We start from the raw sequence: 19795 nt of genomic DNA, 5'->3' as shown, positions 1-19795 counted from the left end.
CCCCATGCCCCTGCCCAACTGGCGCTCCCTGCTCTTCGTCCCGGCGACCGCCGAGCGCTTCGTCGCCAAGGCGCATACCCGCGGCGCCGATGTCGTCATCCTCGATCTCGAGGACAGCATCCCGCCGGCGGAGAAGGCGGCGGCGCGCGCCGCGCTGGCCGGCGCCGCCGCGGTGGTGGGGCAAGCGGGGGCCGAGGTGGCGGTGCGCATCAACCGCCCGCTCGAGCTCGCCGTGCCGGACATCGCCGCCGCGGTCATGCCCGCGGTCACGGCGCTGATGCTGCCGAAGGTGATGGGGCCGGAGCATGTCCGGCTGCTCTCCGAGGTGGTGGCGGCGCGCGAGGCGGCGCTCGGCATCCCGGTCGGCCGCACCCGCTTCATCGGCATCGTCGAGACGCCGCAGGCCCTGCCGCATCTCGCCGCCATCGCCGCGGCCGATCCGCGCATGGCGGCGCTCGGCGTCGGCTCGGAGGATCTCTCGACCGAGTTGGAAGCGGTGCCGGGGGCCGACATGCTCTACCATTTCGGCATGATGGTGGTGGCGGCGACGCGCGGCGCCGGCATCCTGCCCATGGGCTCGGTCGGCGCCTTCGCCGATTTCCGCGACCTCGAGGGCTATCGCGCCTCGCTGCGGCGCTCGCGCAGGCTCGGCTTCGCCTGCACCGCCTGCATCCATCCGGCGCATGTGCCGATCATCAACGAGGAATACGGCGTGCCGCCCGAGGAGGCGGACCGCGCCCGCCGGCTGATCGCCGCCTTCGAGACGGCGCTCGCCCGCGGCGAGGGCGCCGTCGCCTTCGAGGGCGCCATGATCGACCTGCCGGTGGTCGAGCGAGCCCGCAGGTTGCTCGCTCGCGCAAGATAGGGGAGGGCGAGATGGGCGTGCTGGCGGGTATCAGGGTGGTGGAGCTGGGGCAGGTGCTCTCCGGGCCCTTCGCCGGCGCCATCCTCGCCGATCTCGGCGCCGAGGTGGTGAAGGTGGAGAAGCCCGATGGCGGCGACGACGCCCGCCAGATGGGCCCCGCCTTCCGGCATGGCGACGCGCTGAACTTCCACGAATTCAACCGCGGCAAGCGCAGCGTCACCCTCGACCTGAAATCGCCCGATGGCGTCGCGGCGCTGCACGCGCTGCTGCAGGACGCCGACATCCTGGTGCACAACCTGCGGCCCGGCGTCGCCGAGGCGCTCGGCATCGGGCCGGCCGAGGTGACGGCGCGGCATCCGCGGCTGATCTACTGCGCCATGGGCGCCTTCGGCCATAAGGGGCCGCTGGCGCATCGCCCGGGCTACGAGCCGCTGTTCCAGGCCTTCGCCGGCCTGTCCTCCATCACCGGCGAGCCGGGCGGGCCGCCGGTGCGCATGGGCGCCAGCGTGGTGGACCAGGGCACCGGCATGTGGACGGTGATCGGCGCGCTGGCCGCCTTGCAGCAGCGCGCCCGCACCGGCCGCGGCTGCGTGGTGAACACCTCGCTCTTCGAGACGGCGCTGATGTGGGCCGGGCAGAAGATCAGCGCCTATGTGAACCAGGGCAAGCTGCCGGAGCGGCATGCCTCGGGCCATCCGAATTTCGTGCCCTACCAGGCCTTCGACTGCGCCGACGGGCCGCTGCTCGTCTGCTGCGGCAACGACCGGTTGTTCCGCAAATTCGCCGAGGTCGTCGGCCGGCCGGACTGGCCCGGCGATGCGCGCTTCGCCAGCAACCGGGCGCGGCTGGCGCACCAGGCGGTGCTGCTGCCGGAGATCGCGGCGCTGCTCCGCGCCTGGCCGCGCGCCACGCTGGCCGAGGCGCTGGTCGCGGCCGGCGTGCCCTGCGCGCCGGTGAACGGCATCCCCGAGGTGCTGGCGGAGCCGCAGACCGCGGCGATGGAGATGCTGCAGACGGTGCCGGGCGAGGATTTCCCGCTCGTCGCCATGCCGCTCTCCTTCGACGGCGAGCGGCCGCGCATCCGCCGCGGCGCGCCGCGGCTTGGCGCGGACATGACCTCGGACGTAATCGATCCGGCGCGGCGCGACGGGTGATCCTGCCGGCGTCGATGGCGCAGCGGCCATCGCGCAGGACAGGAGAGACCCGATGCATGACGAGCTGATCGAGCGCTACATCGCCTGCTGGAACGAGGATGATGCGGCGCGGCGGCGCGACCTGATCGCGACGACCTTCACCGAGGGGGCGCAGTATTGCGACCCGATGCTGCAGGGCGAGGGCCATGCCGGCATCGAGGCGCTGATCGCCGCGGCGCAGGCCCAGTTCCCCGGCCTGCGCTTCCGCCGCCGCGGCGGCGCGGATGCGCATCACGACCGGCTGCGCTTCGCCTGGGAGCTCGGGCCAGAGGGGGCGCCAGAGGGCGCGCCAGAGGGCGCGGCGGCCATCGCTGGCGGGACGGACATGGTGGTGCTCGCGGCGGATGGCCGCTTCGCCGCCGTGACCGGCTTCATCGATTTCGCGCCGCAGGGGTAGGGGCCATGATGGACCGCATCATCCCTTCGGATTTCCTCCGCGCCGTGCTTTGGGCCGATGCCGCGAGTTGCGCCGCGATGGGCCTGCTGCTCGCGGCGCTGGCGACGCCGCTGGCGCGCTGGTTCGGCCTGCCGGCCGCGATGCTGCTGCAGGTCGGCATCGTCCTGCTCGGCTTCGCGCTGCTGGTCGGCGGCCTCGCCTGGCGCCGCGCCTCGCCGCACCTGCTGGTCTGGGCGGTGATCCTCGGCAACGCGCTCTGGGCGCTGGACAGCCTCCTGCTGCTGGTCTCGGGCTGGGTGGCGCCGACGCTCCCCGGCGGGCTGTTCGTCGTGGCCCAGGCGCTGGTCGTCGCGGTGCTGGCGGCGCTGGAACATGCCGGGCTCCGCCGCTCCGCGCCGCTCGCGGTCTGACCCCGCAGCCCGTCCTACCGCTGCCGCCCGGCGACCGGCGGCGGCGTCTGGTCGGCGGGCGGGACGATCCATTGCGCGCCCGCCGGCGGCACGTAGTAGACCGGCGGCGGGGCGTAGATCACAGGCGGCGGCGGTGCGTAATAGACCGGCGGCGGGCCATAGACCGGCGGTCCCCAATAGCCGCCGTAATAGCCATAGGGCGCGACCGGGCCGAGGGTGACGCCGAAGCCGCCGCCATACCAGCCCCGGGCCTCGGCGGCGCCGGGCAGGGCGAGGGCGAGGCCGAGCCCGGCGGCGAGCCAGGCGATGCGGTGGCGGGACATGCGGACCCCTTCGCGGACCATCTCCGGGGGCCGCCTCCGGCGCGCCCCTTTCCGGTGCAGAGATAGGGCGGCGCGCCGGCGGATGCGAGCCTCCGCGGCGGTCAGGCGGCGAGGCCGCGGGCGAAGCCGAGGCAGCGGGCCCGGGCCGCCTCCACCCGGCCGATGACCGCCTCGAGCGCCGCCGCGTCGCGGGCGAGCAGCCCGTGCCGCGCCGCCAGCATCCGCGCCATCTCCTCCGGCGCCGGGCCGCCCATGACGCCGCGGGCGCGGATGTTCGCCGCCGGGTCGAGGGCCTGCGCCACCGCCGTCTCGGGCAGGGCGAGCGGGCGGCCGAACAGCGTCGCGGCGGCCTGGTCGAGATCGGCGCTGCGGATGGCATCGGCGCTGCGCCCGGCCGCCAGCGCCTCCCGCACCACCAGGGCGACGACGGCATGCGCCATGCGGAAGGAAAGGCCGCTCTCCCGCACGATGACGTCGGCGAGCTCGGTGGCGCTGCCGAAGCCCTCGGCGGCGGCGCGGGCCATGCGCTCGGGCCGCAGCGTCAGGCCCTGCAGCACCTCCTCGATCAGGGCGAGGATGCGGCGGCTGCGCGTCGTGGCCTCCAGCACCGGCTCGTTCACCGCCGTCACCGCGTCGTTCACATCGGCGAAGCTGGTGTTCTTGGTGCAGGCGAGGGCGGCGGCGAGGGCGCCCTGCACCATCCCCGCGGCGGCGCGGATATGCTCGAGCGCCGCCGGGTTCTTCTTCTGCGGCATGATGGAGGAGACGGCGCAGTGCCGGTCGGCCAGCTCGAGGAAGCCGTATTCCCAGCTGGACCAGGCCATGAGGTCGGTGGCGAGGCGCGACAGGGTGGCACCCAGCACCGCCAGCGCCGAGACCGCCTCCAGCGCGTCGTCGCGGGAGGCGACGGCGTCGTAGGCGATCTCGAGCGGCGCGGCGAAGCCGAGCAGCGCGGCGGTCAGGTCGCGGTCGAGCGGGAAGGCGGTGGTGGTGAGCGCCCCGGCGCCGAGCGGGCAGAGATCGGCATGCCGCAGCGCCCCGGCGAGCCGCGTGCCGTCGCGCGCCAGCGCATCCGCCACGGCCAGCAGCCAGTAGCCGAAGGTGACCGGCTGGGCGTGCTGGCCATGGGTGTAGTCCGGCATCACCACGCCGGCCTGCGCCTCGGCGAGGCGCAGCAGCGTGCCGCGCAGGGCGAGCAGGGCGCGCTGCGCCGCGATCAGCTCGCCGCGCAGCGCCATGCGCCAGGTGGTGGCGTTGAGGTCGTTGCGGCTGCGGCCGGTATGCAGCCGGCCGCCGATATCCGGCCCGAGCGCCTGGACGATGCGGCGCTCGACATAGGAGTAGAGGTCTTCCTGCCGCTCATCGACCGGCACGCTCTCCGGCCCCTGCTCCGCCATCTGCAGCACCAGGCGCAGGCAGGCGGCCAGGGGCGCGCGGGCGACGATACCCTGGCGTTCCAGCATCAGCGCGTGCGCGCAATGCGCCCACATCTCATGGTCAAAGACCTGCGCCCGGGCGCGGGCGACGGCGGGGCGGTAGTAGCTTTCGACCAGCCGGGCGGAGGGCGGCTCCTTCACCCGCTCCCGCAGGCTCACCTGCTCGGCCATCCTCTCCTCCCTTGCCGTTGCCGTGGCGCGGGCCGAGGCTAGCCCGGATCGCGGGCAAGGCGAAAAGGAGGGGACCAGCATGCGGATCGAGCGCGTCGAGGCCATCGCCATCGAGATCCCGCTGCCGCGGCGCTTCGCCGGCAGCGTCTATGCCATGACCACGCGCTGCGCCGTCATCACCCGCATCCGCACCGCGGGCGGGCTGGCGAGCGAGGTCTACAACGGCGACAACCGCGAGCATGGCGCCGAGATCGTGCGCATCGTCACCGAGGAGCTGGCGCCGCTGCTGCTCGGCGAGGAGGCCACCGACTATGAGCGGCTGTGGCAGCGGATGCACGCCGTCACCATCCCCAACCGCGACCGCAAGCTGGCCATGGAGGCGATCGCCTGCGTCGATACCGCGCTCTGGGACCTGCTCGGCAAGCGGGCCGGGCTCTCGGTGCGCCAGCTCCTCGGCGGCTGCCGCAGCGCGCTGCCGATCATCTCCATCGGCGGCTATTACGCCGAGGGGAAGACGCTGCTCGACCTGGCGCGGGAGATGGAGCAGCTCCGCGCCTGGGGGATGGGCGGCTGCAAGGTGAAGGTGGGCGGCCTCTCGCCCGAGCAGGACGCCGAACGGGTGAAGGCGGCGCTCGATGGGGCCGGCGATGGCTTCCTGATCGCGGTCGATGCCAATCGCGGCTGGAGCACGGCGGAGGCCATCCGCTTCGCCCGGCTGATCGAGGAGCTGCCCATCGCCTGGTTCGAGGAGCCCTGCCACTGGTATGACGAGGCGCGCGGCATGGCCGAGGTGCGGCGGGCCACCCGTATCCCGGTCAATGCCGGGCAGAGCGAGTATTCCGCGCATGGCGTGCGCCGGCTGGTCGAGGCGGGGGCAGTGGACATCGTGAATTTCGACGCCTCGGAGGCCGGCGGCATCACCGAATGGCGGCGCGCCGCGGCGCTCTGCGGCCTGCACGGCATCCGCATGGCGCATCACGAGGAGCCGCAGATCGCCGCGCATCTGCTGGCCGGCATCCCGCATGGCCTCTGCGTCGAGTGCTTCGCCGATCCGGCGCGCGACCCGCTCTGGCCGCATCTGCTGCCGGAGGCGCCGCGGCCGCGCGACGGCCTGCTGGCGGTGCCCGACCGCCCCGGCTTCGGCATCACCCTCGATGCCGAGGCGGTGCGGCGCTACACCATCGCCTCCGCCGCGGCGGGCTGAGCGCCCGCCCCGCAGGGTCGCCCGCCGTCCCGGTCGTCTCCCGTTGCCCTGGCGAGGCTTTGCCTCGGCAGGCTGTGACGGCCCTCGGGCCCGGAGCGAATCACGGGGCCCCCGCGGCGGTGCGCAGCGACGTCGTGGGGAGTATTATTCGTAGACGAGCGACAGCGTCTCGGCGACCAGGGCCGGGCGCTCGCTGCCCTCGACCTCGACCCTCGCCTCCATGGTCAGCCGGGCGCCGCCCTCGATCGCCTCGACATTCTTCAGCGTCAGATGCCCGCGCACCCGCGCGCCGGCCGGCACCGGGGCGGTGAAGCGCACCTTGTTCGAGCCGTAATTCACCCCCCGGCTGCGCTTCTTCAGCGTCCAGATGCCGTGGTTCAGCCGCGGCAGCAGCGACAGGGTGAGGTAGCCATGCGCGATGGTCTTGCCGCCGGGCATCTCCCGCTTCGCCCGCTCAACATCGACATGGATCCACTGGTGGTCGCCCGTCGCCTCGGCGAACTGGTCGATCATCTTCTGGTCCACCACGACCCAGTCGCTGGTGCCGAGCGTCTTGCCCACATAGTTGGGCAGGTCGGCGATGGTGGCGATCTCGAGCATCGTTTCCTCCTCGGGCGTCGCGGAATTCCTGCCATGCCGGCCGCGGCTTGGCCAGATGGGCCCCGGACCGGCTTGGCGGCCGGCGCGGCGCGCGGGATCATGCGCGGCGATGCCCGATTTCCAGCCCGCCCCCGCCAGCCTGCCGCCCGGCCAGCGCGTCTATGCCATCGGCGACGTGCATGGCTGCGCCGACAAGCTCGCCACCCTGCATGCCCGGATCGCCGAGGACCTCGCGGCGCGGCCGGTCGATGCGCCGCTGCTGCTGCATCTCGGCGACTATGTGGATCGCGGGCCGGACAGCGCCGGCGTCGTCGCCCGGCTGGCCGCTGGCCCGCCGCTGCCGGGCGTGCCGGTGGTGAACCTGATGGGCAACCACGAGCGCACCATGCTCGACGCGCTGGCCGGGGAGCGCGCGGCGGTGACCGACTGGCGCATCAGCGGCGGGCGGGAGGCGCTGGCGAGCTGGGGCCTGGACGCGGATGGCGACCCCGCCGGCTGGGCAGCCGGCATCCCGCCGGCGCATCTCGCCTTCCTCCGCGGCCTCGGCCTGCATCACCGGCTGGGCGGCTATCTCTTCGTCCATGCCGGGCTGCGGCCGGGCCTGCCGCTCGAGGCGCAGTCGCCCGACGACCTGCTGCGCATCCGCCACAGCTTCCTGGCCTCGGAGGCGGAGTTCGGCGCCGTGGTGGTGCATGGCCATTCGCCGACCCGCGGCCCGGTGGTGAAGCCCAACCGCATCGGCATCGACACCGGCGCGGTCTTCGGCCGCGAGCTCACCTGCCTGGTGCTGGAGGCGGACCGGCTGGCCTTCCTGCAGGCCTGACCCCCTGCCTCAGCGGCGGTACTGCGCGTCCGTCACCTGCTCCATCCAGGTGACGGGCGAGCCGTCCAGCTTCTCCTGGATGGCGATGTGGCTCATTGCCGTGGTCGGCGTGGCGCCGTGCCAGTGCTTCTCGCCGGGCGGGAACCAGACCACGTCGCCCGGCCGGATCTCCTCGACCGGCCCGCCCTCGCGCTGCACCCAGCCGCAGCCGGTGGTGACGATCAGCGTCTGTCCGAGGGGGTGCGTGTGCCAGGCGGTGCGCGCCCCCGGCTCGAAGGTGACGAGGGCGCCGGCGACCCGGGCCGGCTCGGGCGGGCTGAGCAGCGGGTCGATGCGGACCGCGCCGGTGAAATACGCGGCCGGCCCCGGGCCGGAAGGCTGCGATCCGGCGCGCCTGATCTCCATGGGTGCTCTCCCCGATCCATGCTGTCCCATGGGCCCGAACGCCGCTGGCCTGGCTCGGATGCGGCCAGGCCAGCCGGCGCGTCGGCGCTGGCGCCGGCGATGCGGCCCCGCGCCGGCGCGGCGGGGAGGAAACCGGCGGGCGACGCGGGGCAGGGATGCCGGGGCCGCCCGCGTCGCACGACGCTTTTCCTCGCAATGGTCAGGATCGCTCCTATATAAGCGGCACTCGCAGTCAGGGGCGCGCGGCGCTCCCGCGACGCCCCATGCCAGATAGGCCCTCGAACGGCCCGGGGCTTGCATCTCCGAGGCCCGATCCTCGGGCATGCAGCCCATCTGGCCCGTTCCATGGCGCGACCCCCGCGCGGGTCGCGGAGAGTCCTGAGATTTGACCACACCCTTCGATGCCGCCTTCGACCTGGCCCATGAGCCAGCCGAGGCCAGCCAGCAGGCCGTCTCGCCGGCCGAGGCGGCGATCCTTGCCTCCGGCCTCGCCGTCGAGGCACGGGAGATGTCCGCCCTGATCCGCCGCGTCGCGCGGCAGTTGCCGGCCGATGCCGAGACGATCCGCACGGCGCTGCTGGCGCTGCGCCGGCGCGGCTGGATCACCCGCCTGAACGACCTCGCCAGCCGCGCCGGCCGCCTCTGGGCCCGCCGGGCCGACAAGGAGACTGCGGCCGGCACCGTCGCCGAGCTCGCCCCGGCCGACGAGACCCTGCTCGCCGCCCTGGAGGCGGTGCTGGCGCAGCGCTTCCGCAGCCTCGGCCCCACCCCCGAGGCGGCGCTGGAGGCGGTGCTGGCCGAGCTGACCGAGGCGGGGCAGCCGGCCCTGTCCGCCGACCGGCATGCGCAACTGGCGCGCGAGGTCGCCGTGGCCTTCGGCCTTTCGGGCGAGGACTCGCTGCCCTTCCTCGACGCGGTCGGCGCCCGCGAGGCCCGCCGCCGCCGCGAGCAGCGGGAGGCCGAGACCGCCGCCCGCAGCCGCAAGCGCGAGGAGGTCGCCCGGCTCCGCGCCTGGGAGAAGAGCCTCGTCGAGTTCCGCGAGCTGCCCGGGCTGCTCGGCTGCCAGGAGCGGGAGGCGCTGCGCTGGATCGCGGCCGGGTTGATCCCGGTCGCCCGCCGCATCCCGCAGCGGGGCGGGCGGGAGCGCTGGGAATTCGACCCGGCCGAGCTCGCCACTCTGCGCCGTGCCGTGCCGCAATGGCGCGAGACCGACCGCGCGGCGGTCGAGGCGAAGCGCCGCGGCGGCCCGGCGGCGCCGGCGCTCCGGCTCGGCAAGGGGGCGGTCGCCGCCATCGCCCGGGTCGCGGCGCTCGACCGCTATGCCGGGCATTTCGCCACGGCGCGGGCGCTGAACCGCCGCATCACCCTGGTCACCGGCCCGACCAATTCGGGCAAGAGCCATACCGCGCTCGATGCGCTCGCCGCGGCCGAGACCGGCATGGCCCTCGCCCCGCTGCGCCTGCTGGCGCATGAGTTCCGCGACGCGCTGGCCAGCCGCGGCGTGCCCGCCTCGCTCTCCACCGGCGAGGAGCGCATCCCGGTCGCCGGGGCGCGGCATCTCGCCGCCACGGTCGAGATGTGCCCCTTCCACCTGCCGGTGGATGTCGCGGTGGTGGACGAGGCGCAGATGCTCGCCGACCGCGACCGCGGCGCCGCCTGGACGGCCGCCATCATGGGCGCCCCGGCGCGGCAGGTCTTCGTCCTCGGCGCCCCGGAATGCGCGACGCAGGTGAAGCGCATCGCCGCCCTCTGCGGCGACCCGGTCGAGGAGGTGTCGCTGCGCCGCAAGGGGCCGCTGGTGGCGGCGCGCGCGCCGGTCGGGCTCGGCGAGCTCGGCCCGGGCGATGCCGTCGTCGCCTTCTCCCGCCGCGACGTGCTGGACCTGCGCGCCGAGCTGGTCCGCCGCGGCCGCCGCGTGGCCGTGGTCTATGGCGCGCTGAGCCCCGAGGTGCGGCGCGCCGAGGCCGCCCGCTTCCGCGAGGGCGATGCCGATATCCTGGTGGCGACGGATGCGATCGGCATGGGCCTCAACCTGCCGATCCGCCGGGTGATCTTCTCCACCCTGCGGAAGTTCGACGGCACCGAGCGGCGCGAGCTGAACACCCAGGAGATCAAGCAGATCGGCGGTCGCGCCGGCCGCTTCGGCCGCTTCGAGGAAGGGGTGGTCGCGGTGCTGGCCGGCGGCGGCAGCCCGGAATTCGTGAAGACGATGCTGGAGGCGGCGCCGCTGCCGCCCGAGGACCCGCGGCCGCTGGTGCAGCCGGATGCCGACATCATCGCCAATGTGGCGCAGGAGATCGGCTCGGACAGCCTGTTCGGCGTGCTGGCGCGCATCAAGCGCGCGGTGCTGCGGCCGGACGACCCGAATTACCGCCTGGCCGACCTCACCCAGGCCATGGCGGTCGCCGGCGCCATCGACGGCGTCGCCGGCCTCAGCCTGCTGCAGCGCTGGACCTATGCGCTCTGCCCGGTGGACGAGCGCGACAACGGCGTCGCCCGGCTGGCCCGCTGGGCGATCGAGCATGGCGCCGGCCGCGGCGTGGTGCCGCCCAATGCCGGCCGGCTGCCGGCGCCCGAGCGCGCCAGCCGCGACGAGCTGGAGCGCGCCGAGAAGACCCACAAGCGCCTGGTCGCCTGGCGCTGGCTGGCGCTGCGCTTCCCCGCCGCCTATGTGGCGCGCGAGGAAGCGCATGCCGAGACCGAGCGGCTGGACCGCTGGATCGAGGATGTCCTGCGCCAGCAGCGCCGCGCCAAGCTGGTGGCCTGATCCCCTGCGGCGACGGCCGGCCCCCGCGCCGGCCCGCCGCCCTTTTCTTCCGTTTTGTCGGGGCTGCCGCAGCCCCCTGCGAGTCGCCGAACCATGCCCTTTCCCGCCCTTCCCCAATCCCTCCTCACCGCCCTCGCCGAGCGCGGCTATGCCGAGCCCACTCCCGTCCAGGCTGCCGTGCTGGAGCCGGAGACGCTCGGCCGCGACCTGCTGGTCTCGGCCCAGACCGGCTCCGGCAAGACCGTCGCCTTCGGCCTCGCCATGGCGGCCGAGCTGCTCGGCGAGGCCGAGCGCCTGCCGCCGCCCGGCGCGCCGCTGGCGCTGGTGGTGGCGCCGACCCGCGAGCTGGCGCTGCAGGTGCAGGCCGAGCTGGCCTGGCTCTACGCCAAGGCCGGCGGCCGCGTCGTCTCCGGCGTCGGCGGCACCGATCCGGTGGCCGAGCGGCGTGCGCTGGCCCGCGGCGCGCATATCGTCGCCGGCACGCCGGGGCGGCTGCGCGACCATCTGGAGCGCGGCAACCTCGACCCCTCGTCGATCCGCGCCGTCGTCCTCGACGAGGCGGACGAGATGCTCGACATGGGCTTCCGCGAGGAGCTGGAGGCCATCCTCGAGACCACGCCGGCCGAGCGCCGCACGCTGATGTTCTCCGCGACGGTGCCGAAGGGCATCGCGCAGCTCGCCAAGCAGTACCAGCGCGACGCGCTGCGCATCTCGGCCGGCGACGAGGGTGGCCAGCATGGCGATATCGACTACCGCGCCCTGCTGATCGCCCCGCACGAGACCGAGCGCGCCGTGGTCAATGCGCTGCGCTTCTTCGAGGCGCGGGCGGCGATGGTGTTCTGCCGCACCCGCGCGACGGTGGCGCGGCTGCACGGCAACCTCGCCGAGCGCGGCTTCGCCGCCGTCGCGCTCTCGGGCGAGCTGTCCCAGGCCGAGCGCAACCGCGCCCTGCAGGGGCTGCGCGACGGCCGCGCCCGGGTCTGCGTGGCGACCGACGTGGCGGCGCGCGGCATCGACCTGCCGGATCTCGGCCTGGTCATCCATGCCGAGCTGCCGAACGACCCGGAGACGCTGCTGCACCGCTCCGGCCGCACCGGCCGCGCCGGCCGCAAGGGCACCAGCGCGCTGCTGGTGCCGCACAACCGCCGCCGCGCCGCCGAGCGGCTGCTGCAGGCGGCGCATGTGCGGGCGGAATGGGGCCCGGCGCCCTCGGCCGACGCGATCCGCGAGCAGGACGACACCCGCATCCTCGCCCAGGCGCTGGAGGGGACGGCGGAGGAGCCCGGCGAGGGCGACCTGGCCCTGGCCCAGAAGCTGCTCGCCGAGCGGTCGCCGGAAGCGGTCGCCGCGGCGCTGGTGCAGGCGCTGCGGGCGCCGCTGCCGGCGCCCGAGGAGCTGGCCGCCCTGGCCGATCGCGCCGCCGCGCCGCCGCGCCTGCCGCGCGAGCCCGGCCAGGAGGGCGTCTGGTTCCGCATGAGCCTCGGCCGCAACGGCAATGCCGATCCGCGCTGGGTGCTGCCCTTCCTCTGCCGCCGCGGCCATGTGACGCGCCAGGAGATCGGCCGCATCCGGGTGCTGGAGCGGGAGACGCAATTCGAGGTGGCGCCCTGGGCGGCCGCCCGCTTCGCCGCGGCGGCGCAGAAGCCGGGCGAGGAGGAGGATGCGCATATCGGCATCCAGCCCATGGCCGGCGGCACGGGGGCGCCGCGCGGTGGCGCCAGGGATGGCGGGGCCAGGGAGGCCGAGGCCGGTGGCCGGCCGCCGCTGCGCCGCGACCGCCGCCCCGGCGAGGAGCGGCGGCGGCGCGCCGCCCATTGATCGGCCGAGGCTGGATGCGCCTGTTCCACACCCCCGGCTCCCCCTTCGCCCGCATGGTCCGGGTGGCGCTGCGGGAGACCGGGCTGCTCGGCCGCGTCGCCGAGGTCGAGACCACGCTGCGCGACCCGGCCTCGAGCCTGCTGCCGGCGAATCCGGTCGGGCGCGTCCCAACCCTGCTGCTGGCGGACGGCACGGCGCTGACCGAGACGGCGCTCATCCTGCCCTTCCTCGACGGGCTCGGCGGCGCCTATCCGCTGCTGCCCCTGGGCGATGTGGCGGCGCGGGCCGCCTTCGGCCGCATCCTCGGCATGATGGACGGCATCGGGGTGTGGAACCGGGAGCTGCGGCGGGTGCCGGAGGAGCGTTCGCCGGGCGTCATCGCGCTGGAGACCGGGCGGGCCGGGCGCGTCGCCGATGCGCTGGAGGCGGAGATCGCCGCCGGTGGCTGGCGCCTGGCCGGCCCGCCCGACGCGGCCCGCATCGCGCTCGGCTGCACCCTCGGCTATGCCGAGCGGCGGCACCGCGCCTGGGACTGGCGGCCGGGACGGCCGGCCCTCGCCGCCTGGTTCGACGCCCTCGCCGCCCGTCCCGCCTTCCAGGCGACGCTGCCGCCGGAGAGCGGCCTCTGATCGCCTGGTCCCGGCCCGCCGGGATTTGACATCGCGCCGGCCGCGGCGAGACTCGCCGGCGGCACGGAGGTCCGCGATGTCCATGCAGCCGCGCGAGCGCATTCCCTATTCCGCCATCGTCGACCGGCCGCCGCTGCGCCTGCCGGACGGGGCGCGCCTCGTGCTCTGGAGCATCGTCAACCTCGAGGTCTGGGACATCGCCCGGCCGATGGCGCGGCAGGTGCTGCCGGCGCCGACCGGCCAGGTGCTGCTGCCCGACGTGCCGAACTGGTCCTGGCACGAATACGGCATGCGGGTCGGCGTCTGGCGCTTCTTCCGGCTCTACGAGCGGCTGGGCATCAGGCCGACGCTCTCGATCAATGCCCGCGTCGTCGAGGAATACGAGCGCGTCGCCGCCCAGGCGCGCGCGGCGGGCTGGGAGTTCATGGGCCATTCCTGGGAGCAGGGGCCGATCCACAAGGAGGCGGATCAGCGCGGCATGATCCACCGCTCGCTCGACCGGCTGGAGCGCTTCACCGGCCGGCGCCCGGTCGGCTGGCTCGGGCCGGGGCTGACCGAGACCTACGAGACGCCCGAGCTGCTGGCGGAGGCCGGCGTGCAGTATATCGGCGACTGGGTCTATGACGACGAGCCGACCACGATCCGCACCGCGCATGGCCCGCTGGTGACGCTGCCCTACACCGTCGAGCTGAACGACATCCCGATGATGATCGTGCAGCACCATGAGGGCGCGCATCTGCTGCGGCGCGCCATCGACCAGTTCGAGCGCCTGTATGAGGAAGGGGCGGAGAGGGCGAAGATCATGTCGCTCGCCATCCACCCCTACATCTCCGGCCAGCCGCACCGCATCGGCTATCTCGAGGAATTCTACGATCACGTCGCCAGCCGGCCGGGGGTGCTGCACTGGAACGGCGAGCAGCTGCTCGACTGGTACCGCGGGGAGTGCGGCCGGATCGGCCGGGGCTAGGGGCACTTCCCTTGAACACCGGTTCAGGGGAAGTGCCCTAGACTATTGTTTTCGGAGCATCGTCACCCGCTCCGGTGAGGCCACCTGATCGGGATCTGCTCCAGGCCAAGACCCGCTCACGCAGGGTCACGGATCCTGCTCCGGGCCGTTGCCGCCCTGATCGGGTGACGGTGCGCCGCGCCCCGGCGGCTGTGACCCCGAGCACAGCCGGCGCCGCGGCAACAGGTGAGACTGGCGATGGCCGCGGCCTATCGGGGCCCACACGCCACACGAGAATTTTCCAAATGCGTCTCACGCCCAAGTTATCTCATCCTCCTCCTGCAATGCCTTAAATCCCGCCCTGCGACAGCGGCCATGGTCGTCTTGGCCAGCCGCGATTTCACATAGAATTTGCTGCGTCGCATGTAACCATCTAGGGCAAGAAGCGATGTCCTGGGTACGGCCATGCCGGCAGAACAATCCTGCCTCGGGTCGAGCGTTTGTGAGTCCTGGTCTTTTATGGCGTTCTGCCACGCTGCAACGGATTAATTCTTGAGGCTTACATTCGCCGGCCAGGAATGGCCGATGTCTTGCTGACAAGAGGAGCGCCACGATGGCCACGTATAGGTTCGGAAGCGGCAACGACGTCTTCGGAACGACCTATGAGGGTGACTGGACGGGGACCATCGTCTTCGCCGGGGCGGGTGCCGACACCATCACCCTGGGGTTCAAGCCGCCGGGAGGCTTCACCCCGTACGCGGTGAACTATTCCATCGCCTTCGGCGAATCGGGCAATGACACGCTCTCCGCCATCGGCACCGGCAATTGGCTGCTCGGCGGCAGCGGCGCGGACCTCATCACCGTCACCGGCACCGGCAACAGCGCCTTCGGCGAGTCCGGCAACGACCATCTGATCGCCGCCGGCTACGACTACCATCTGAGCCGCTACAGCTTCGTCTACGAGGCGACCAACAACCAGCTCATCGGCGGCGCCGGCAACGACCTGCTCGAGAGCCATAGCACCCCGGCGATGCGCAGCGGCTATGCCTACACCACCGAGGGCGTCGCCGGCACCATCATGACCGGCGGCCCCGGCCATGACAGCTTCCTGCTGCGCAACGCCAGCGACCTCATCGTCGCCAACGATGTCGACGGGACGATCTCGCAGGGCGACATCCTGCGCGGGGTGATCGACGAGATCACCGACTACCAGGCGGGCGAGCATGTCGATATCGGCGCCCCGACCCTGCTGCAGCAGGTCACGCTCAGCACCGGGCCGCAGCACATCCAGGACCCAAGCAATGCCGGGACGCCGGTGCAGCTGAGCGATGCGCACAAGCATCCGGTGCTGGCGGACGGCACCTATGCCGCCTTCCGCGGCGACATCACCGCGCCGGGCGAGTTCACCGTCGGGTCGGCGGGGCATGACCTGCTCGTGGTCTACGACACGGCCAACGGCGTCGATGCGCCGCTCTACCAGGGCGCCGTGGCGCTACACGGCGTCACGGATGTCCACCAGGTGCTCTTCGCCTGATCTGGAGCGGCTTCACCCGATCAGGCGAGTCCGCCTGATCGGGATCGGCTCGAGGTCGGGCGGCATCGCCCGAGGCGGTGACGCGGCCCTGGCAGCACGGCCCTGATGCGCCCAGGCATCAGGGCCGTTTCGCGTCAGGCCACCACGCGCCGGTAGAGGTGCCAGGTGGCATGCCCGAGCACCGGCATGACGATGGCGAGGCCGATGAAGGCCGGGATGCTGCCGATCGCCAGCAGCGCCGCCACGATCAGGCCCCAGAGCGCCATCGGCCCGGGATTGGCGAGGCAGGCCTGGATGGAGGTGCCGATCGCCGGGCCGATGCCGACGTTGCGGTCGATCAGCATCGGCGCCGAGACCACCGTCAGCACCAGGACGACGACAGCGAAGAGGAAGCCGACGCCGTTGCCGAGCAGCAGCAGCCGGTGCCCCTCGGGCGTGGTGAAGGCGGCATCCGCCATGTCGCCGAGGCTGGCCACCGGCAGCTCGCCGATGGTGGTGTTCCAGATCCAGTGCGCCACGCCGACCCAGGCGACGAAGATCGCCATCAACAGGATGCCGAGCATGACGATGTTCGCCAGGTTCGGATGGCGCAGCACCGAGAAGGCGGTGAGCCAGGACACCTGCTCGCCGGCCTCCCGCCGGCGGCTGATCTCGTATAGCCCGACCGCGGCGACCGGCCCCACCAGGCTCAGCCCGGCGATGAGCGGCCAGAGCAGCGGCAGCAGGTCCCCGCCCGAGACGGCGCGCGCCGCGACCAGGCCGACGATCGGATAGAGGATGCAGAGGAAGATGAGCTGCGTCGGGATGGCGCGGAAATCCTGCCATCCCTCCCGCAGCGCCGCCCGCAGATCGGCGGTGCCGATCCGGCGGATGGTCGCCACGGGGGCGATGCCGGCAGCGCGGGCCTGGGTCGAGGCTTGAGGCAAGGCGAAACCCTCCTTCAAGGCCGCATTCCTGCGGTTTGGCCATGGTGCGGACCGAAGCCCGGGGGTCTCGGACCCTGGCTCCGGCGCACGGACGGCACGACCCCATGCCCGGGCCGCAACCTCCTTCGCTGCAACGCGCGACCGGGCGTTGCGCTCCCCGGGCCTGTTCTCTCCCCGGTGTCATCCTTGTCGGGCGCCGGCGATCCGGCGGGGCCGTAGCGGCAGGGGGGGATCGGAAAGGCAAGGATGCCGGCCGCGGCGCGTCCCGGCCGGCCGCGGCGGCGCCCGGCCGCTGCGATGCCGGGACGGGTTGCGGGTCCCGCCGCTTCGGTTATATCCCTGGACGGCCCATTCCCGTGCCCCGCGCGCGCGGTGCCACCTGTCCGCGTTGCCACCTCGTCGCCTCTCAGGGACGCCATCGCCGATGCAATCGCTCGAACTGAACAAGGCCTTCGCTGCACTTCTCACGGCCGGCATCACCTTCATGGTGGCCGGGCAACTCGGCAAAGTGCTGGTGCATGGCGAGCGGCCGCACGAGGCGGCCATCAAGCTCGGCGAGGAGGCAGGCGGGGCGACGGCGGCGCCGGCGGCGGGGCCGACCGGCCCGACCGTCGAGCCCATCGCCGGGCTGCTCGCCAATGCGGATGTGGCCGCCGGCCAGAGCGTCGCGCAGAAACAGTGCGGCAGCTGCCACACCTTCAACGATGGCGGCAAATCCGGCGTCGGGCCCAATCTCTACGGCGTGGTCGGCGCGCCGCATGGGCATCTGGAAGGCTTCAACTACTCCGCGGCGCTGAAGGGCAAGGAAGGGCCGTGGAACTATGACGAGCTGAACCATTGGCTCGCCAAGCCCTCCGCCTATGCCCCGGGCACCCGCATGGCCTTCGCCGGCCTGAGCAACACCAAGCAGCGCGCCGACGTCATCGCCTATCTGCGGTCGATCTCGCCGAAGGCGCCGCCGCTGCCGGCCGCCGAAGAGGCCGCGCCGGCGAAATAAGGCTGCCGGGCCCGGGCCGGCCGCGCCGCCGGCCGCGGCCGGAAGCGTGATCGCCTGCGGCTGAACAAATCCTTAGAGCGTGTCCTGCGAACTTCCGTTCATCTGCAATGCTCTAGGTGTTTGTTTTTGCGAGCATCTTCACCTGTCCGGATGAGGTCATCCGGACAGAATCTACTCTAGCGGCTCAGCTCGCGGGTCATCGCCTCGATGCCGCCGAGCGTCAGCGGATACATCCGCTGCTCCAGCAGCCGGTGCAGGATCTGCGCCGATTGGTAGCGGCCCCAGGCCGGCTCCGGCATCGGGTTCAGCCAGGCGCTGCGGCGGAAATGCCCGAGCAGGCGCAGCAGCCAGGCCTGGCCGGTCTCCTCGTTCCAGTGCTCGACGCTGCCGCCGGGCTGGACGATCTCATAGGGGCTCATCGCCGCGTCGCCGACGAAGATGGCCTTGTAGTCCGGCCCGTATTTCCGCAGCACCTCCCAGGTCGAGACCTCGCTGTCCCGGCGCCGCCGGTTGCTGGTCCAGAGCCGCTCATAAGGGCAGTTGTGGAAGTAGAAATGCTCGAGATGCTTGAACTCCGCCCGGGCGGCGGAGAACAGCTCGGCGCAGACCCGCACATGGTCGTCCATCGAGCCGCCGATATCGAGGAAGAGCAGCACCTTCACCGTGTTGTGCCGCTCCGGCACCAGCTTCAGGTCCAGCGTCCCGGCATTGTTGGCCGTGGCCCGGATGGTGTCCGGCAGGTCGAGCTCGGTCGCCGCGCCCTGGCGGGCGAAGCGGCGCAGCCGCCGGAGGGCGAGCTTCATGTTGCGCGTGCCGATCTCGATATCGCCGTCGAGGTCGCGGAACTCGCGCTTGTCCCAGACCTTGACTGCGCGGCGGTGGCGGCTTTCCTCCTGGCCGATGCGCACGCCCTCGGGGTTGTAGCCATAGGCGCCGAAGGGCGAGGTGCCGCCGGTGCCGATCCACTTGCTGCCGCCCTGGTGCCGGCCCTTCTGCTCGGCGAGGCGCTGCTTCAGCGTCTCCATCAGCGTGTCGAAGCCGCCCAGCGCCTCGATCTGCGCCTTCTCCTCCTCGGTGAGGTATTTCTCCAGCATCTTCCGCAGCCATTCGGCCGGGATCTGCGCCTCGGCCCCGGGGTCACCCTCGGGCGGCTCGAGGCCCTTGAAAACCTCGCCGAAGACGCGGTCGAAGCGGTCGAGGTGCCGCTCGTCCTTCACCAGGGTGGCGCGGGAGAGGTGGTAGAAGTCGTCGACGCTGTAATCGGCGACGCCCTCCTTCATGCCGCGCAGCAGGGTGAGGTATTCCGTGATGCTGGCCGGGATGCCGGCGGTGCGGAGCGCGACGATGAAATGCGCCAGCATCGTCCGGCTCCTAGCGCTGCTGCCGCCGCGAGAGGAAGGCAAGCCGCTCGAAGAGATGCACGTCCTGCTCGTTCTTCAGCAGTGCGCCGTAGAGCGGCGGGATGGCGACCTTGGCGTCCTGGCTGCGCAGCACCTCGGGCGGCAGGTCCTCGATCATCAGCAGCTTGAGCCAGTCGAGCAGCTCGGAGGTGGCGGGCTTCTTCTTCAGCTCGGCGACGCCGCGGACCTCGAAGAAGACGTTCAGCGCCTCGCGCGCCAGCTCCTGCTTGATGTCGGGGAAATGCGCCTGGACGATCTGCTCCATCGTCGCGCGGTCGGGGAAGCGGATGTAGTGGAAGAAGCAGCGGCGCAGGAAGGCGTCCGGCAGCTCCTTCTCGTTGTTCGAGGTGATGATGACGACCGGCCGGTGCTTCGCCACCACCGTCTGGCGCGTCTCGTAGACGAAGAACTGCATGCGATCGAGCTCGAGCAGCAGGTCGTTCGGGAATTCGATATCGGCCTTGTCGATCTCGTCGATCAGCAGCACCTGCGGGCGGTCCGCCTCGAAGGCGTCCCAGAGCTTGCCGCGGACGATGTAGTTGCCGATCTCGTGCACCCGCGGGTCGCCGAGCTGGCCGTCGCGCAGGCGCGAGACGGCGTCGTACTCGTAGAGGCCCTGCTGCGCCTTGGTGGTGGACTTGATGTGCCACTCGATCAGCGGATGGCCGAGGGCGCGGGCCACCTCATGCGCCAGCACGGTCTTGCCGGTGCCCGGCTCGCCCTTCACCAGCAGCGGCCGCTGCAGGGCGACGGCGGCGTTCACCGCGACCTCGAGGTCGCGGGATGCAATATAGCTCTCGGTGCTGCGGAACCCGGCCACGCCTGCCCCCTGGATGCTTCGGAGAGAGGGTAAGCGTCGCTTCCGCACCACTGGCATTTTTGCTTGACGGTAGGGCTGTGGTCAGGTGGCGCTGTTCCGTTACGCGGCGTGTTGGCGCCAGTAGTCCCGGA

The 19795-nt window shown here is 72.7% G+C and carries 19 protein-coding genes; 12 read left to right on the top strand and 7 right to left on the bottom strand.

All coding sequences use genetic code 11. From position 1 onward, the window contains the following. Nucleotides 1–4: 4 nt before the first annotated feature. The 4 genes from DOO78_RS21395 to DOO78_RS21380 are packed head-to-tail and all read left to right on the top strand — an operon-like array spanning nucleotide 5 to nucleotide 2865. Complete coding sequence (locus tag DOO78_RS21395) at nucleotides 5–865, top strand: HpcH/HpaI aldolase/citrate lyase family protein (protein WP_111471916.1); 861 nt, start codon at nucleotides 5–7, stop codon at nucleotides 863–865. 11 nt (nucleotides 866–876) lie between these two features. Further along, nucleotides 877–2019: a CaiB/BaiF CoA transferase family protein gene (locus DOO78_RS21390; RefSeq protein ID WP_111471915.1), complete on the top strand. Its 1143-nt coding sequence runs from the start codon at nucleotides 877–879 to the stop codon at nucleotides 2017–2019. Nucleotides 2020–2071: 52 nt separating this feature from the next. Continuing rightward, nucleotides 2072–2455: a nuclear transport factor 2 family protein gene (locus DOO78_RS21385; RefSeq protein ID WP_111471914.1), complete on the top strand. Its 384-nt coding sequence runs from the start codon at nucleotides 2072–2074 to the stop codon at nucleotides 2453–2455. Between the two features lie 8 nt (nucleotides 2456–2463). Then, nucleotides 2464–2865, top strand: coding sequence for a hypothetical protein (locus tag DOO78_RS21380; RefSeq protein ID WP_111471971.1), 402 nt, complete (start codon nucleotides 2464–2466; stop codon nucleotides 2863–2865). A 14-nt stretch (nucleotides 2866–2879) separates the two neighbouring features. On the opposite strand, the gene DOO78_RS21375 is transcribed toward DOO78_RS21380, so the two are convergent. Together DOO78_RS21375 and argH are read right to left on the bottom strand one after the other, a co-directional pair. Then, the gene (locus DOO78_RS21375; protein ID WP_128080112.1) at nucleotides 2880–3188 is read right to left on the bottom strand and encodes a hypothetical protein; all 309 of its coding nucleotides are present in this window, start codon (nucleotides 3186–3188) and stop codon (nucleotides 2880–2882) included. A 101-nt stretch (nucleotides 3189–3289) separates the two neighbouring features. Further along, on the bottom strand, nucleotides 3290–4795 hold the full coding sequence (gene argH / locus DOO78_RS21370) for an argininosuccinate lyase (RefSeq protein WP_165839018.1): 1506 nt from the start codon (nucleotides 4793–4795) through the stop codon (nucleotides 3290–3292). 79 nt (nucleotides 4796–4874) lie between these two features. On the opposite strand from argH, the gene DOO78_RS21365 reads away from it, so the two are divergent. Continuing rightward, complete coding sequence (locus DOO78_RS21365) at nucleotides 4875–5999, top strand: mandelate racemase/muconate lactonizing enzyme family protein (RefSeq protein ID WP_111471911.1); 1125 nt, start codon at nucleotides 4875–4877, stop codon at nucleotides 5997–5999. Between the two features lie 144 nt (nucleotides 6000–6143). Here the strand turns inward: DOO78_RS21365 and DOO78_RS21360 are convergent, their stop codons facing one another. Then, on the bottom strand, nucleotides 6144–6599 hold the full coding sequence (locus tag DOO78_RS21360) for a MaoC family dehydratase (RefSeq protein ID WP_111471910.1): 456 nt from the start codon (nucleotides 6597–6599) through the stop codon (nucleotides 6144–6146). A 109-nt stretch (nucleotides 6600–6708) separates the two neighbouring features. On the opposite strand from DOO78_RS21360, the gene DOO78_RS21355 reads away from it, so the two are divergent. Further along, on the top strand, nucleotides 6709–7422 hold the full coding sequence (locus DOO78_RS21355) for a metallophosphoesterase family protein (protein WP_111471909.1): 714 nt from the start codon (nucleotides 6709–6711) through the stop codon (nucleotides 7420–7422). 9 nt (nucleotides 7423–7431) lie between these two features. Here the strand turns inward: DOO78_RS21355 and DOO78_RS21350 are convergent, their stop codons facing one another. Continuing rightward, the gene (locus DOO78_RS21350) at nucleotides 7432–7827 is read right to left on the bottom strand and encodes a (R)-mandelonitrile lyase (protein ID WP_111471908.1); all 396 of its coding nucleotides are present in this window, start codon (nucleotides 7825–7827) and stop codon (nucleotides 7432–7434) included. Between the two features lie 472 nt (nucleotides 7828–8299). On the opposite strand from DOO78_RS21350, the gene DOO78_RS21345 reads away from it, so the two are divergent. The 5 genes from DOO78_RS21345 to DOO78_RS21325 all read left to right on the top strand — a co-directional run bounded on the left by DOO78_RS21345 (nucleotide 8300) and on the right by DOO78_RS21325 (nucleotide 15521). Continuing rightward, nucleotides 8300–10594 carry a helicase-related protein gene (locus DOO78_RS21345; RefSeq protein ID WP_408887583.1) on the top strand — a complete coding sequence of 765 codons (2295 nt, stop codon included), beginning with the start codon at nucleotides 8300–8302 and terminating at the stop codon, nucleotides 10592–10594. Between the two features lie 93 nt (nucleotides 10595–10687). After that, entirely contained in the window at nucleotides 10688–12412 is a 1725-nt protein-coding gene (locus tag DOO78_RS21340) for a DEAD/DEAH box helicase (RefSeq protein WP_111471907.1), read from the top strand. A 14-nt stretch (nucleotides 12413–12426) separates the two neighbouring features. Continuing rightward, nucleotides 12427–13041, top strand: a complete 615-nt coding sequence (locus tag DOO78_RS21335) for a glutathione S-transferase family protein (RefSeq protein ID WP_111471906.1) — start codon at nucleotides 12427–12429, stop codon at nucleotides 13039–13041. A gap of 76 nt (nucleotides 13042–13117) precedes the next feature. Further along, nucleotides 13118–14008, top strand: a complete 891-nt coding sequence (locus DOO78_RS21330) for a polysaccharide deacetylase family protein (RefSeq protein ID WP_207803001.1) — start codon at nucleotides 13118–13120, stop codon at nucleotides 14006–14008. A 592-nt stretch (nucleotides 14009–14600) separates the two neighbouring features. Then, a complete protein-coding gene (locus DOO78_RS21325; RefSeq protein WP_111471905.1) occupies nucleotides 14601–15521 on the top strand; it encodes a hypothetical protein in 921 nt (306 codons plus the stop codon). Nucleotides 15522–15655: 134 nt separating this feature from the next. Here DOO78_RS21325 and DOO78_RS21320 read toward each other — a convergent pair whose 3' ends face one another. Further along, complete coding sequence (locus DOO78_RS21320; RefSeq protein WP_243634712.1) at nucleotides 15656–16447, bottom strand: DUF2189 domain-containing protein; 792 nt, start codon at nucleotides 16445–16447, stop codon at nucleotides 15656–15658. A gap of 424 nt (nucleotides 16448–16871) precedes the next feature. Between DOO78_RS21320 and DOO78_RS21315 the strand changes: the two genes are divergently transcribed. Further along, the gene (locus DOO78_RS21315; RefSeq protein ID WP_111471904.1) at nucleotides 16872–17444 is read left to right on the top strand and encodes a c-type cytochrome; all 573 of its coding nucleotides are present in this window, start codon (nucleotides 16872–16874) and stop codon (nucleotides 17442–17444) included. Nucleotides 17445–17620: 176 nt separating this feature from the next. On the opposite strand, the gene DOO78_RS21310 is transcribed toward DOO78_RS21315, so the two are convergent. Both DOO78_RS21310 and DOO78_RS21305 read right to left on the bottom strand, forming a co-directional pair. Continuing rightward, entirely contained in the window at nucleotides 17621–18805 is a 1185-nt protein-coding gene (locus DOO78_RS21310; protein WP_207803000.1) for a vWA domain-containing protein, read from the bottom strand. 10 nt (nucleotides 18806–18815) lie between these two features. Then, nucleotides 18816–19664, bottom strand: a complete 849-nt coding sequence (locus DOO78_RS21305) for an AAA family ATPase (protein WP_243634710.1) — start codon at nucleotides 19662–19664, stop codon at nucleotides 18816–18818. Between the last annotated feature and the right edge of the window lie 131 nt (nucleotides 19665–19795).

Origin of the sequence: Roseicella frigidaeris (genome assembly GCF_003258945.1) — a bacterium.
Classification (GTDB): Bacteria; Pseudomonadota; Alphaproteobacteria; order Acetobacterales; family Acetobacteraceae; genus Paracraurococcus; species Paracraurococcus frigidaeris.
This window is presented reverse-complemented; position numbering and strand designations above follow the sequence as displayed.